Annotated in this window: 9 protein-coding genes; 1 reads left to right on the forward strand and 8 read right to left on the reverse strand. The window is 56.6% G+C overall.

All coding sequences use genetic code 11. The features are described 5' to 3' along the window. Positions 1-90: 90 nt before the first annotated feature. The 7 genes from LVJ78_RS08375 to LVJ78_RS08405 all read right to left on the reverse strand — a co-directional run bounded on the left by LVJ78_RS08375 (position 91) and on the right by LVJ78_RS08405 (position 9948). Positions 91-1281, reverse strand: a complete 1191-nt coding sequence (locus LVJ78_RS08375) for an acetylornithine/succinyldiaminopimelate transaminase (protein ID WP_132953168.1) — start codon at positions 1279-1281, stop codon at positions 91-93. A gap of 354 nt (positions 1282-1635) precedes the next feature. Continuing rightward, positions 1636-2778, reverse strand: a complete 1143-nt coding sequence (locus LVJ78_RS08380; RefSeq protein WP_132953166.1) for a glycerate kinase — start codon at positions 2776-2778, stop codon at positions 1636-1638. A gap of 10 nt (positions 2779-2788) precedes the next feature. Next, the gene (locus LVJ78_RS08385) at positions 2789-4048 is read right to left on the reverse strand and encodes a GntP family permease (RefSeq protein WP_132953164.1); all 1260 of its coding nucleotides are present in this window, start codon (positions 4046-4048) and stop codon (positions 2789-2791) included. Positions 4049-4272: 224 nt separating this feature from the next. After that, a complete protein-coding gene (locus LVJ78_RS08390) occupies positions 4273-5385 on the reverse strand; it encodes a sugar diacid recognition domain-containing protein (protein ID WP_132953162.1) in 1113 nt (370 codons plus the stop codon). A gap of 183 nt (positions 5386-5568) precedes the next feature. Beyond that, on the reverse strand, positions 5569-5790 hold the full coding sequence (locus tag LVJ78_RS08395) for a methionine-binding protein (protein WP_132953160.1): 222 nt from the start codon (positions 5788-5790) through the stop codon (positions 5569-5571). Between the two features lie 54 nt (positions 5791-5844). Beyond that, positions 5845-6789 (reverse strand): class I SAM-dependent methyltransferase, encoded by a 945-nt coding sequence (locus tag LVJ78_RS08400; RefSeq protein WP_132953158.1) that lies wholly within the window; start codon positions 6787-6789, stop codon positions 5845-5847. Positions 6790-7236: 447 nt separating this feature from the next. Further along, complete coding sequence (locus LVJ78_RS08405) at positions 7237-9948, reverse strand: hypothetical protein (protein ID WP_132953156.1); 2712 nt, start codon at positions 9946-9948, stop codon at positions 7237-7239. Between the two features lie 423 nt (positions 9949-10371). On the opposite strand from LVJ78_RS08405, the gene LVJ78_RS08410 reads away from it, so the two are divergent. After that, positions 10372-11754: a DEAD/DEAH box helicase gene (locus tag LVJ78_RS08410; protein WP_132953154.1), complete on the forward strand. Its 1383-nt coding sequence runs from the start codon at positions 10372-10374 to the stop codon at positions 11752-11754. A gap of 329 nt (positions 11755-12083) precedes the next feature. Here LVJ78_RS08410 and hemF read toward each other — a convergent pair whose 3' ends face one another. Further along, positions 12084-12989 carry an oxygen-dependent coproporphyrinogen oxidase gene (gene hemF / locus LVJ78_RS08415; protein WP_132953152.1) on the reverse strand — a complete coding sequence of 302 codons (906 nt, stop codon included), beginning with the start codon at positions 12987-12989 and terminating at the stop codon, positions 12084-12086. Between the last annotated feature and the right edge of the window lie 166 nt (positions 12990-13155).

The following is a 13155-nucleotide window of genomic DNA, read 5'->3' on the forward strand; positions in this document are numbered from 1 at the left end:
TGTACTGTCTGCGGCTCGCCGCCTTGTTAGCTTACTTTTTTGAATGGGTATGAAACAAAAAAGCAGGCTGCGCCTGCTTTTCTTTCCGCTTTATACCGCGCTTTGCTGCCACTCGGCCACAGCCGCGCCCAAGCGCTCGATGCCTTCGTTTAAATCTTCATCGCTCAGCAACAAGCCGGGGGCGAGACGCACCACATCGGGGCCGGCCACCAAAATCATCAGACCGTGTTTGAGCGCCGCCTGCATCAATCCGCCCGCGCGGCCGGCATATTCATCGGCCAGCACGCAGCCGATCAGCATGCCCATGCCGCGCACGCTTTGAAACACGCCGGTTTCTTCACCTAAAACCCGCAAGGCCGTCTGAAGCTTTTCGCCTTGGGCGGCGGCGTGCGCGAGCGTGTCGGCGCGGTTGATAATGTCAAACGCGGCATTGCCCACGGCGCAGGCCAGCGGGTTGCCGCCGAAGGTGGAGCCGTGGGTGCCGGGGCCGAAGCTCGTGGCGGTTTTGTCGGTGCACAGCATCGCGCCGATGGGAAAGCCGCAGCCGAGCGCTTTGGCGCTGGTGAGGATATCGGGCGCTACGCCGTAATGCTCGTAGGCAAACAATTTGCCGGTGCGCCCCATGCCGGTTTGCACTTCATCGAATATCAGCAGCGCCTGATGCGCATCGCAGGCGCTGCGGGCGGCTTCGAGAAAGGTTTTTTGCGCGGGCAGCACGCCGCTCTCACCTTGCACCGGCTCGATCATCACGGCGCAGGTTTGCGGGCCGACAGCGGCTTCGAGCGCGGCGGCATCGTTATACGGCACATGGGTGATGGCCGGCGGCAGCGGGGCGAAATCCTGGCTGTATTTGGGTTGGCCGCCCACCGACACGGTGAACAGGGTGCGGCCGTGAAAGCCGTTGACACAAGCGATGATTTCGCCTTTGCCCTCGCCGAAATGGTCGCGCGCATATTTGCGCGCCAGCTTCAGCGCCGCTTCGTTGGCTTCGGCGCCTGAGTTGCAGAAAAACGCCTTGTCGGCAAATGTGGTGGCCACCAGCTTTTGCGCCAGCTTTTGCGCCGCTTCGGTGGTGTAGATATTGGAAATGTGCCACAGCTTGTGCGCCTGCTTTTCGAGCGCCTCAACCAACGCCGGGTGGCAATGCCCCAATGCGTTTACCGCAATGCCGCCCGCCAAGTCGATGTATTCGCGCCCTTCGGTGTCCCACACGCGGCTGCCTTGCGCATAATCGGGAATGATGGGGGCAAACGAAAAATTGGGGGTGAGATAATTCTGCATAGCGCCGCTTCCTTTGGTGGTGTGTGTTGTCGCGGCTTATTATGCGCTGCTCGGGCGCTCATTTCAATACGCTTTCTATCGGTTCAGACGGCCTGTTTTGTATCGCAGGCCGTCTGAAAACATATATACAAACAGCCTGGTTTCGTTGTTGCTTGCGCGTTTTAAAAAGCGATTTTTTGATAGGCAAAAGGCCGTCTGAAACGTTTCAGACGGCCTTTGCAATTACTATAAGTGGAATGAAAAACTGATACAAGAAGTCGTTTAAACCGCGTGCGTGGCTGCGCCACACACCCTGCACACGATTTGGAATTTCTGATTTTTGCATCAATTTTTCTTTGATTCCACTATATCAATTTATTTCCGGCTGATGCCCATCTGATAAATCCTGGCCACATTTTGCGCGGCCGACACCAAATTATCACGCCCGTGCTGCAAAATTTCTTCCAGGCTGCCGAGCTGGCGGATAATCGGAAACACAGCATCAATGCCTTGTGCATACACCACTTCGTAGTCTTCACGCAGGCAGCCCACAATCGCAATCACGGGCTTGCCGAAGGCTTTGGCTGTGTGCGCCACGCCGATGGGCGTTTTGCCGTGCACGCTTTGCGCATCCATGCGCCCCTCGCCGGTGATCACCAAATCGGCATCCTGCACTTTCTCGGCCAGCTTCACCGCTTCCATCACAATTTGCACGCCCGCTTGCAGGCGCGCATCGGGCAGCAGCAGCACGCCGCCGCCCATGCCGCCGGCCGCGCCGGCACCGGCCGGGCTTTGAATATCCAAGCCTAAATCGCGCGCGGCAATGTCGGCAAAATGCTGTAAGCCCGAATCCAACGCCTGCACCATTTCGGGCGTGGCGCCTTTTTGCGGGCCAAACACGGCCGATGCGCCCTTTTCGCCGCACATTGGGTTATCCACATCGCAGGCCACCACGATTTCCACGCCGGCCAGGCGCTTATCCAGGCCGCTAAGGTCGATGGCGGCCAAATCCTGCAAACAGCCGCCGCCGGCACCGATGGGCTGATGCTGCGCATCCAGCAGCAAAGCGCCCAGCGCCTGCAACATGCCGGCACCGCCGTCGTTGGTGGCGCTGCCGCCGATGCCGACAATGATTTTTTCCACGCCCTCGGCCAGCGCGGCCAAAATCAATTCGCCGGTGCCGTAGCTTGTGGTGCGCAAAGGGTTGCGCGCTTCGGGCGGCACCAAATGCAGGCCCGATGCGGCGGCCATTTCGATAATGGCGGTGCGCCCGTCGCCCGAGAGGCCGAATTCAGCCTTCACTTTGTTGCCCAAAGGCGCGCACACTTCTGCGCTTATCAATCGGCCCTCGGTGGCATCCACCAAAGATTGCACCGTGCCCTCGCCGCCATCGGCCATCGGCACTTTCACATATTCGGCATCGGGCAGCACTTTTTTCAAGCCGGCTTCAATGGCCTCGGCCACTTCCAGCGCGGTTAAGCTTTCTTTAAATGAATCGGGGGCGATCACGATTTTCATCACTTGCTCCTTAAAATTTAAACACGCCGAAAATCAAGGTAGACACCAGCGCCAGCGTTAAGCCCACCGCGCTCTCATAAGGAATAAGCTTCAAGCGCTCTTTGATGTCCATGTTGACGCTGCCACCGGTGGCGTGGAAAAACGAGCCGTGCGGCATGTGGTCGAACACGGTGGCACCGGCATGAATCATCGCCGCGCCGGCAATGCCGCTGATGCCCAATTCGAGCAAGGTGCTGCTGAACACATTAGAGGCCACCACCGTGCCCGCCGTGGTCGAAGCCGTGGCCAGCGACATCAGCGCGCCGGAAATGGGCGCAAGCAGATAAGAAGGCAGCCCCGATGCGGTGAGCCCGTCGATCAGCACATCTTTCAGGCCGGAATTGGCGATAATGCCCGCCAGCGCACCGGTGCCCAACAGCATAATCGCCACCGGCGCCATTTTGCTCAGGCCGCTGATGGCGTAATGATTGCTGTGTTTGAATTTGCCCATCAAAAACGCGCCCACCAAGCCGCCGACCGGAAGCGCCACCAGCGGGTCGACCGCAATGCCGGCAATCGGGCGCAGCGCCAGCAGCACAATCGCCACCAAGGGCGCAGAAATGGCGGCGGCAAAATGCGGCAGCTTGCTGTGGTGTTCGGTTTCCACTTCGCTATCCTGCACCATGCTGCCTTTTTTCACCAAGCGCTTAGCCAGAAAATAAGTGACCACCACGCCAAACAGCGCCGGCACAATGCCCGCAGCCATCACCGAGGTGAGCGGAATATCGAAAGCATCGGCCGCGGCAATGGCATTAGGGTTGGGCGACATAATATTGCCCGCCTTGCCGCCGCCCACCATCGCCAGCAAAATCGCCGCTTTAGACAAACCGCCGCGCTTGGCCAGCGCCAGCGCAATCGGCGCTACGGTAATCACCGCCACATCCACAAACACGCCCACGGTGGTGAGTATCATGGTGGCGAGCGTGAGCGCCAGCAGCGCGCGGGTTTCGCCGAGCTTTTTCACAATGGTTTCGGCAATCACCGTGGCCGCGCCCGATTCAATCAACACACCGGCCAGCACACCGGCGGCCAAAATGCGCATCACGGCGGTGGTGATGCCTTGCGCGCCGCCTATCATCAGGCTCACGGTTTCGCTCAAACCCGCGCCGCCCACTAAGCCGCCCACTAAGGCGCCCACAATCATGCCGTAGGCCGGCGGCACTTTCTTTAAAATCAATCCGATGGCCACCACCAAAGCGGTGATGGCGCCCAAAGCCGATACGCTGACCATGTGTTTCTCCTTGTTAAATCCGGTAAATATATTTGTTTGCGGCCACCATTATCGGCGTTTGATGTGAAAAAAGTCTTTATATTTTTGCACAAAAAATTATGCTGAAAATGTGTATATTTTGTGAAATTATCCAATTCCGATTCTAAAAAAACGGCAAGCCGCAAACCGCACAGGCAGCACGGCAAGGCGGGGCAACGCCGTGAGCTTGTTTTTCAGGTTGGGCATCAATCTTCATGCAGCAGCATGCCCAGATAAAGCATGGTTTGCTCATCGGTTTTGTGCAGCGATAAGCCTGTGATCTGCTCAATCTGCGCGAGCCGGTAGCGCAAGGTATTGGGATGCACAAACAAAGTTTGCGCCGCGCGCGGCACATCGCCCTCGGCATCGAAATAATGCCGCAGCGTTTTGAGCCATATCTGCCGGCTGTCTTTCGCGCGCAAGGCTTCCAGCGGCCGGCGCAATTCCTGCGCCTGCCACGAGCCGGAAAATTCGGCCAAAAGCGCGGGCAGCCGATAGTGGCGGTAAAAATAATGTGCCTGCTCGGGCGCGCGCGTTTGCGCATAAGCCAGTGTGCTGGCGGCGGTTTGATAAGCCATGTGCAACGCATCGGCGCCGCTGAAGGCCGCGCCGGCGGCCATATGGAAATCCTGTGCCGCCATGCCCTCCGGCAGCATGGCCTGCAATAATTTTTCATCGGCCTCTTGCGCGGCTGCAAGCGCTTTCAACACAGTGATTTCATCAAGCGCCGTCATCACCACCCATTGCTTGAATTTGGGCTGCTCCAGATAAGCCACCAGCCGGTGGGTGAGCAAAAATTCTTCCGGGCGGCGGCATTTGATCACCACCGCCGCAAAGCGCCCCGACACATCCAGCCCCAGCGCGGCGGCGCGGCGCTTCAAATCGGCCGGTTTGGCGCTGCCGCGTATCGCTTCGAGCAGAAATTCTTCCTGATAGCGGCGGCTCCAATGCTCCTGCGCCAACAAAGCGCCCTGCTCGATAATCAATTCTGCCGTCATTTTCACCAGCTCGGCATAAGGGCGCACTTCGGCGGGCACGCCCGAAATGCCCACCACACCCAAGGGCTTGCCCAGATAAGTGATGGGCAGATTGATGCCGGGCAGCGCTTCATAGCGCCATTGCTCGGCCAGCTCGCGGTCGATTTCCACGATTTTATTGTCGCGCAGCGCCAAGAGCGCACCGGGGTGGCGCTGCCCCAGCCGGCCGGCATTGCCCGAGGCGATAATGATGCCGTGCTCGTCCATCACATTCACCGATTTGCCGATCACCTTCATGGCGCGGTTGACGATATTTTGCGCGGTGGTTTTGCTGATTTTCATTGATGTGGCTCTCTAATACCCATTCAAAAAAGTAAGCTAACAAGGCGGCGAGCCGAAGACAGTACAGATAGTACGGCTAGGCGAGCCAACGCAGTTAGGTTATTTTTTTGGATTGGTATAAAATGCGTTCAGACGGCCTTCATCTCAATATGTAAGGCCGTCTGAAATATGATGCAGATGGATTCAATAATAGCGGTAATAAGGCCGCCGGCGCGGATAGTCCACCGGCTCGGCATCTTGGTAAATCACGGTGGTGCCCGGCGGCGCGTTGATGGTGACGGTTTTGTTGACCGTGGTGCTGGAATGCACCGGCAAATCAACGGCCGCCACGCGTCCGTAAGGTGTGTCGGCATACATGCAGCCGCCCAGCAGCAAGGCGGTGATGCAAATGATGGTTTTATACATGCGCGCTCCGTTTCAGACGGCCTTCAATCATCAAGGCCGTCTGAAACTTTTATCTTAGCGATGCCGGATTTCCCAACATTGGTGGATTTTTTTATTGCGGAAATCTTCCGGCACCGATTGTTTGGAAATCTCTTTCACCGCATATTTCTGCGCCACGGCTTCATCAAGCGCAAAGCTGCGCAGATTGTTGGAGAAAAACAGCAGGCCGTCTGAAGCGAGCAGCGCCATTGCGCCATCGATCAGCTTTTGATGGTCACGCTGGATGTCGAGAATGTCGAGCATTTTCTTGCTGTTGGAAAAACTGGGCGGGTCCATCACGATTAAATCGAATGGTTTGCCGGCTTGGGCAGCCGCTTGAAGATATTGAAACACATCGGCGCGCACGATTTGGTGGCGCGCTTCATCGATGCCGTTCAATTCGAAATTGCGCCGCGCCCAATCGAGATAAGTGTTGGATAAATCCACCGTTTCGCTTGCCGCTGCACCGCCGGTGGCGGCATACACGCTGAAGCTGCCGGTGTAGGCAAAAAGGTTTAAAAAACGCTTGCCCGCCGCCATTTCGCCCACACGCTGCCGGGTGTTGCGGTGGTCGAGAAAAAGGCCGGTGTCGAGGTATTTTTCCAAATTCACCCAAAAGCGGCGGCCGTGTTCGTGCACGATAAAATCTGCGCCTGCTTTGCCGGTTTTCTCGTATTGCTGCGTGCCTTTTTGGCGTTCGCGCCGTTTCAGATGGATGTCGGCCGGCGCAAAGCCGGTGATAAAAGCCACCGCTTCGAGCACTTCCGAGAGCCAGGCTTCATATTCTTCCGGCTGCATCAGCCAGCCGGTGTCGTATTCCTGCAAGTGGATTTGGCCGCCATACACATCAATGGCAAACGGAAATTGCGGAATATCGCGGTCATACAGCCGCCAGGCTTCGATATTGTGGCGGCGCGCCCATTTCAGATAATGCTTGGCGTTTTTGCCCAAACGGTTGGCAAATGCGGTGATGTCGCTCATGTTTCAGACGGCCTGTAGTGAATAGAGGCGTATTTTACAATAGTTTGCCTGGGTGTCCTGACATTTCGTTTATGAGGGGGATTTTGTTTCTGAGAATGCAGATGCAAGGCAAAAAACGCAGCAAGGTGGACACTTTGCGAGGCTTTTTAACGCAGCAGATGCGTTTTTGAGCCAAAATATTGCCGCGTGATGAAATGTGAACAGACCCTAATTCCGCCGGCAAATAAAAAAAGCCGCCTGCTTTCAGACGGCCTGTTCCGACATTGATGCCGATTCAAATTAATCAAACAAACACCGCACAACACATCATCAATATCGTTTAGGTTTGCATCAAACCAAATGCCTGCCTGCACAAAAGCGGCGGGCTGAGGCTTTGCAAAGGCCGTCTGAAAGGTTTTCAGACGGCCTTTGCAGCATTTAATTAATGACTATTGAATTAATTAATGACTATTGAATATCATACAAAGCCCTAAGCTCGAAAATCTTGGCTTGCAGGGCATTGTTGTCCAACACCCGATTGGGATAAATCGCCAAGCCCTCACCGATTTTGCCTTGCGTCACACCATTGCCGTCGTAGCGGCCGAGCAAAGCCAGATCGCGCCCGACCAGCGGCGCCGTCCACGAAATAATCAGCCATTCATCGCGTTTAAAGCGGGTTTCCATGGTAATCGGCTGCCCGTTTACCAGCACGCCCGAGCTTCGCGACAAGGTGAATTTGCCGGCATCATCCGCTACGCTCAAAGCAGTCAGGCCGCCTGAGCCGGCGCTGTTGTCCGGCTTGGCGGCCACCAAAATCCAGCCCGACTGCCGACCACCGAAAGCACCGATTTTCACGGGCATCACCACCGTGGTGCCGCCCTCGGCATACACCCCGCGCACGATATAATAAGCGCCGGCCGGGTCGCCCTCGCTAAACAGGCGGCCATCAATATTGCGCGGGCGCTCATCGGCGTGGATAAGAGCCGATGTGTCGGCAAACACTTTGGTTTGCGATGATTTCATCAGCTGCATCGGCACTTTGCGGCGGGTGTCGGCTATTCGTGATTCGGTGGCGCCGGCAAAATCAAAAACGATTTCGGCTTGCGCCTCGGCAGGAATGGCCACTTCGGTATCGGCGTTGCCAGAGGGAAACACAAACGGCACCACCTCGTCGGTTTGCATGCTTACTGCATAACAGCCGCTAATATCGGCATGTAAAGGCCCGGGGCTTAAATGGAAATTGTGGGTTTTGCGGCCGCTTCGGATCACCGGCTTGGCAGCGGTAAAAGCCGGTAACCCGTTGCCGGCCAAATCGGTGGTGTAGGGCGTGGTGTCAACCATAAAATTCCACATATTGAGCACGTTGATATACTCAATCAACATTGCCGATGCATAATTGCCCACCGGGCTGTTCATCGCGCGGCAATTATTCAAGGTGTAATCCAGCGGCAGGCCGCGCTCGGCCGGATTGCTGCTGCCCAGCCAAAACGCACGGTATTTATCTGTATTCATATCCGTGCGTACGCCGTAAGGCGCATCGAACACCGCCGTTACATTGTTTAATTTGAAGCCGCCGCGGCCATAATTGTCCATCCAGCCCACAGGCGCAGCCAGCAAGGTGTTTTCCACCGCCACATCCACCCGCAAGCCCCACGCCTGGCGGCCGTCGCCGGTTTTATTTCGCCGCCAGCCAAACGCGCCATTATGAAAACTCAACGCCTCCTGACTGGAATGAAACTCGCAATCACGCACGATATAACGCGCCAGCTGCAAACCCAAATTGGAAGCCTCGGCTAAATCCACCTGCCGCTCCTCAAATGCCACCTGCATACCCCACACCCCGGCTTTCACATAACATTTCTCTACAATCGTGTCTGCCCCGTGATGCGCATCAATGCCTTTGCGCGCGCAATCCACATAAGTGCATTGGCTGATGCGGCGGCGGATTTGCGGGCTGGCGCGCCCCGAAGCCGAGCCGTAGCCCGGATCCACCGAGCTCGCACCCGGCCTAGCCGGATTGGTGTGCTCCAACGACCAATCCGGATGCCCGCTGCGCCTGATGTGCGAGCCCTGCTCCCACACATCGATATAGCGGTTGTGCTGTATGCCTGCTGTATAGTTGTCTTCGGCCAGCGTGTTGTGCAGCCGGATATTGCGTGGCACATAAGGCTCGATGCCGGCGCCCCAGCGCGACAAATGCGTGCTGTCGGGTTTGCCGAGCAAGCCCACTTCGATGACGGCACCGGCAAAGCCCCGCCCATAAATGCCGGCGCAGGTGAAGTGTGCAATGGTGCGCGCCGATTCCGGCACGGAGGGCAATTGGTAAATCACCAGCGCCGAACCGGCATTGCCTATCCAGCCGCCGCGCCATGTGCCCCAAGTGGCTGCGGTACGGCCGTTTTCTTGCGGAAAAGCGCGGCCATAGCCGCCTGCTGATAATCGGCTTGTATCGAGGCTGTTGTTGCGAAAGGGTGCCAAATCATAAGCATATTCGCTCGTGTTAAATCCACATGTCGTATTACCTTTAAAAGCAAAACCGGTGTTGTTGCCTATCGGTGCCAGCCAATCGTTGCCGCGCCCTTTCGAGCCTAATGCGCCTTTCCAATTACTCGCGGAAAGTTTGTTCTGATCCACCGCCAAAATGGCGGCGGTAAACCAGTGCCCCATATGCTCCGCGCGGCAATCGCCTTGATAGCCGGCTATGTGCACGCCGTCTTGAAATAATTTATCCACCGTAAACACGCAATTGCTGAAATCATAAATATTGTTATCCGCCCGCAGCATCAGGCAAGGTTGCGCGCCGTGGCGGGTGAGCAGCGGCTGCCCCGGCACCGGCTGGTTGTCGCGCCCGTAAATATCCGGCCGGTAGCCGGCCAGCTTGCTCATTTTAAAGTTGCCAAACAGCCGCACCGTCATGCCCGGTTTCACATGCTCATCCACCGCTTGTTGCAGCGCTGCGCTGTGGGAAGCCATTTGCGGGCGCTCAAGCAGCACATCGGCCTGCACATTAGGCGGCAGAAAATCATTCAAGATGATCTCACCCGGCCGGCGGCCATTCTCTTGCAGCAGGGTTTGCGCGCCGGCCAGCATTTTTCCCACCAATTGGTCGAACGATTCATCGCCAAGGCCGGCATTGAAAGATGCATCCTTGTCTGTTGTTGTGTTCAGTTCGTGCGTCATTTTGCTTTCTCCTTTTCTGCTTTGATAAAACCGCATGGCTTGCCGCAGCAGTATAAGCGCCCGTTGTTTCATTTATCGTGTTTGCCGACCAACGGTCAGCCGGCAGCGCTGCCCTTGCTCTGCCCCTCGCCTTTACCCGACTTAACCCGATTGCACTTGACCTGCCGCCACTTTATCTCTATCATCCGCCGATTAATCTTTTATTGAAGCCATCGTCTTCAGCCAACCAAATCTGAATCACAAGATTTGCTGCGCCCCGAGCGCTCTCTTCATTGCAGGTTGTCGCCGATGTTTACCCCAAGCCACAAGGCTTGCGACAACCTTGCGTAACCTCTTCCGCTGCGAATATCCGTTACCCGCTCCATTGCTTCAGGCTGCCTGAGTGTTTCAGGCAGAATGCGTTGTTGCCCGTTTAGGAAAACCATGTCTATTAAATTCGCCGACTTAAACCTCGATAAAAATATTCTTTCTGCCTTAACTTCGGCCGGCTACGAATCGCCCACTCCGATTCAGGCACAAGCCATTCCGCATGCGCTCAACAAGCGCGACATCATGGCCTCGGCACAAACCGGCTCAGGCAAAACCGCCGCCTTTTTGCTGCCCACACTCCAGCAGCTCAGCCACCGCAGCGACAAGCCCGGCAAAGGCCCGCGCGCACTGGTGCTCACCCCCACCCGCGAATTGGCCGCCCAAGTTGAAAAAAGCGCCCTCACCTACGCTGCCGACATGAAATGGCTGCGCACCGTCACCCTCGTGGGCGGCTCTTCTTTCGGCCAGCAAATCCGCGCCCTCGGCCGCCCGGTTGATATTGTGGTGGCCACACCCGGCCGCCTGATGGATCATATGCGCAGCGGCCGCATTGATTTCGACCGCCTCGAAGTGCTGATTCTCGATGAAGCCGACCGCATGCTCGACATGGGCTTTATCGACGACATCGAAACCATCGTGGCCGCCACCCCCGCAGATCGCCAAACCCTGCTTTTCTCCGCCACTTGGGACGGCGCCGTGGGCAAGCTCGCCCGCAAGCTCACCAAAAACCCGGAAGTGGTGGAAGTGGAGCGCGTGGACGACCAAGGCAAAATCGAAGAGCAGCTTTTATACTGCGACGACAAAAACCACAAAAATCGCTTGCTCAACCATATTTTGCGCGATGCCAACATCGATCAGGCCGTGATTTTCACCTCCACCAAAGTGATGAGCGAGCAGCTGGCCGATGAATTATACGAGCAAGGCTTCTCCGCCAACTGCCTGCACGGCGACATGCCGCAAGGCTGGCGCAACCGCACGCTGATGGACTTGCGCAAAGGCCGCATCAAAATTCTCGTGGCCACCGACGTGGCCGCGCGCGGCATCGACGTGCCCAGCATCACCCATGTGATCAACTACGACCTGCCCAAGCAGGCCGAAGATTATGTGCACCGCATCGGCCGCACCGGCCGCGCCGGCCGCACCGGCTTGGCGATTACTTTTGCCGAAGTAAACGAATACATGAAAGTGCACAAAATCGAGCGCTACATCAACCGCAAGCTGCCTGAAATGGCCATCGAAGGCATGGAGCCCACCCGCAAACGCGGTAAAGGCGGCGCAGCCAAGCCCAAAGGCAAAAGCTGGGGCGGCAAAGGCGGCTACGGCAGCGAGCGCAAATTCGGCGACCAAAAGCCGGGCGAGAAAAAATTCGGCGGCAAGCCCCGCTCTGAGGGCGGCTTCGGCGGCAAACCCCGCAACGAAGGCGGCTTCAAAGGCAAGAAAAAGCCCGCCGGCCAAGGCGGCTTCAGCAAGCCCGCACGCTCATCGTATAAAGGCTGATTGAGGCAAAGCGCCGATTCATGCAAACCCATGCCGTCTGAAAATGTTCAGACGGCATTTTTCATGCTTTCAACCATACAGCAAGGCCGTCTGAAACCTTCTTTCAGACGGCCTGTGCCGACACTCCATCAAACAGACAAACCGCAACGCGCTCACGCAACGCCAAAAGCCAATCACGCACCTGCACAAGACGTAGGTACGATTAGCTTTGTCAAAACAAAGCGTAATCGTACGCATGACACACACAGGCCGTCTGAAACCTTTTTTCAGACGGCCTGTGCCGACATTCCATAAAACAGATAGACCCAAACAGACACACCGCAACGCGCTCACGCAAATTCCGAAAGCCAATCGCGCGCCTGCAAATAATCGCCCAGCCGCGCTTCCGCCGACCCTTCTTGCGGCTCATAGCGGTATTCGAAGCGCACCAAGGGCGGCATCGACATCAATATACTTTCGGTGCGCCCGCCGCTTTGCAGGCCGAAGAGCGTGCCCCGGTCCCACACCAAATTGAATTCCACATAGCGCCCGCGCCGGTAAAGCTGGAAATCGCGCTCGCGCTCAGCATAAGGCGTATTTTTCCGCTTCGCCACAATCGGCGCATAAGCCGCGATAAAGCCCGCGCCCACCGCCTCGATAAAACGCAGGCAGGTGGCAAAATCCCAGCAGTTTAAATCGTCGAAAAAAAGGCCGCCCACGCCGCGGGTTTCGCCCCGGTGCGGCAGATAAAAATAATCGTCGCACCATTTTTTATACTCGGCATACACTTCCGCACCAAACGGCGTACACAGCTTTTGCGCGGTTTGGTGCCAATGCACGATATCTTCGTCAAACGGATAAAACGGCGTTAAATCAAAGCCGCCGCCAAACCACCACACCGGCGCTGTGCCCTCGGGATAAGCAATAAAAAAACGCACATTGGCATGGCTCGTGGGCACATAAGGATTGCGCGGATGAATCACCAGCGACACGCCCATCGCTTCAAACGGCGCGCCGGCCAATTCAGGGCGGTGCGCCGTGGCCGAAGCAGGCATGGCGCGGCCTTTCACATGCGAAAAATTCACCCCCGCCTGCTCGAATACCGCCCCGTTTTTCAACACCCGGCTCTTGCCCGTGCCCAGCTTGCTCTGCCATTCATCGGCCACAAAGCGCGCTTCACCCTCTTCTGCCTCGAGTGCGGTGCAAATATTTTCCTGCACACTTTGCAGCAGCTGCAACACCGTTTGCGTGTTCATATTTTTTCCTCATCACGTTTTCAGACGGCCATTATAGCCGACAATACAAACCGCAGCAGGCGAAGGTGCCAAGCAAAACAGGCCGTGAAACCTTTCAGACGGCCTGTTTTATCCCTATTTTTTCCTGCTTTATCCCTATTTTTTTATAGTGACACAATTTAAATCA

It is taken from the genome of Uruburuella suis (assembly GCF_022870845.1).
Lineage (GTDB): Bacteria > Pseudomonadota > Gammaproteobacteria > Burkholderiales > Neisseriaceae > Neisseria > Neisseria suis.

Bases quoted from the DNA above. Each gene is read 5' to 3' on its own strand.
- LVJ78_RS08385 (WP_132953164.1), bottom strand. From the start codon at position 4,048: ATGGTCAGCGTATCGGCTTTGGGCGCCATCACCGCTTTGGTGGTGGCC.
- LVJ78_RS08400 (WP_132953158.1), bottom strand. From the start codon at position 6,789: ATGAGCGACATCACCGCATTTGCCAACCGTTTGGGCAAAAACGCCAAG.
- LVJ78_RS08395 (WP_132953160.1), bottom strand. From the start codon at position 5,790: ATGTATAAAACCATCATTTGCATCACCGCCTTGCTGCTGGGCGGCTGC.
- LVJ78_RS08375 (WP_132953168.1), bottom strand. From the start codon at position 1,281: ATGCAGAATTATCTCACCCCCAATTTTTCGTTTGCCCCCATCATTCCC.
- LVJ78_RS08405 (WP_132953156.1), bottom strand. From the start codon at position 9,948: ATGACGCACGAACTGAACACAACAACAGACAAGGATGCATCTTTCAAT.
- hemF (WP_132953152.1), bottom strand. From the start codon at position 12,989: ATGAACACGCAAACGGTGTTGCAGCTGCTGCAAAGTGTGCAGGAAAAT.
- LVJ78_RS08410 (WP_132953154.1), top strand. From the start codon at position 10,372: ATGTCTATTAAATTCGCCGACTTAAACCTCGATAAAAATATTCTTTCT.
- LVJ78_RS08380 (WP_132953166.1), bottom strand. From the start codon at position 2,778: ATGAAAATCGTGATCGCCCCCGATTCATTTAAAGAAAGCTTAACCGCG.
- LVJ78_RS08390 (WP_132953162.1), bottom strand. From the start codon at position 5,385: ATGAAAATCAGCAAAACCACCGCGCAAAATATCGTCAACCGCGCCATG.